Genomic DNA, 1471 nt, shown 5'->3' on the forward strand with positions numbered 1-1471 from the left:
GCTACCTTGTTACGACTTAGTCCCAATCGCCAGTCCCACCTTCGACGGCTCCCTCCCACAAGGGGTTGGGCCACCGGCTTCGGGTGTTACCGACTTTCGTGACTTGACGGGCGGTGTGTACAAGGCCCGGGAACGTATTCACCGCAGCGTTGCTGATCTGCGATTACTAGCGACTCCGACTTCATGGGGTCGAGTTGCAGACCCCAATCCGAACTGAGACCGGTTTTTTGGGATTCGCTCCACCTCACGGTTTCGCAGCCCTTTGTACCGGCCATTGTAGCATGTGTGAAGCCCAAGACATAAGGGGCATGATGATTTGACGTCATCCCCACCTTCCTCCGAGTTGACCCCGGCAGTCTCCCATGAGTCCCCAGCCACCCAAAGGTGCTGCTGGCAACATGGAACGAGGGTTGCGCTCGTTGCGGGACTTAACCCAACATCTCACGACACGAGCTGACGACAACCATGCACCACCTGTACACCGACCTTACGGGGCACCCATCTCTGAGCGTTACCGGTGTATGTCAAGCCTTGGTAAGGTTCTTCGCGTTGCATCGAATTAATCCACATGCTCCGCCGCTTGTGCGGGCCCCCGTCAATTCCTTTGAGTTTTAGCCTTGCGGCCGTACTCCCCAGGCGGGGAACTTAATGCGTTAGCTGCGGCACAGACCTCGTGGAATGAGGCCCACACCTAGTTCCCAACGTTTACGGCGTGGACTACCAGGGTATCTAATCCTGTTCGCTCCCCACGCTTTCGCTTCTCAGCGTCAGTAGTGGCCCAGAGACCTGCCTTCGCCATCGGTGTTCCTCCTGATATCTGCGCATTTCACCGCTACACCAGGAATTCCAGTCTCCCCTACCACACTCTAGTCTGCCCGTACCCACTGCAAGTCCGGAGTTGAGCCCCGGATTTTCACAGCAGACGCGACAAACCGCCTACAAGCTCTTTACGCCCAATAATTCCGGACAACGCTCGCACCCTACGTATTACCGCGGCTGCTGGCACGTAGTTAGCCGGTGCTTCTTCTGCTCCTACCGTCACTTTCGCTTCTTCAGAGCTGAAAGAGGTTTACAACCCGAAGGCCGTCATCCCTCACGCGGCGTCGCTGCATCAGGCTTTCGCCCATTGTGCAATATTCCCCACTGCTGCCTCCCGTAGGAGTCTGGGCCGTGTCTCAGTCCCAGTGTGGCCGGTCGCCCTCTCAGGCCGGCTACCCGTCGTCGCCTTGGTGAGCCACTACCTCACCAACAAGCTGATAGGCCGCGAGCCCATCCCCAACCGAAAAACTTTCCACACCACACCCATGCGGGATGATGTCATATCCGGTATTAGCCCCGGTTTCCCGGGGTTATTCCAGAGTCAGGGGCAGGTTACTCACGTGTTACTCACCCGTTCGCCACTGATCACCAAGAAGCAAGCTCCAAGGATCACCGTTCGACTTGCATGTGTTAAGCACGCCGCCAGCGTTCG

At 57.4% G+C, this 1471-nt stretch carries 1 rRNA gene; it reads right to left on the reverse strand.

Going from position 1 to position 1471, the window contains the following annotated elements:
- Positions 1-1471: ribosomal RNA gene (locus ABD899_RS18845) — 16S ribosomal RNA — on the reverse strand; the annotation flags it as partial.

It is taken from the genome of Fodinibacter luteus, assembly GCF_039541575.1.
GTDB classification, from domain to species: domain Bacteria; phylum Actinomycetota; class Actinomycetes; order Actinomycetales; family Dermatophilaceae; genus Fodinibacter; species Fodinibacter luteus.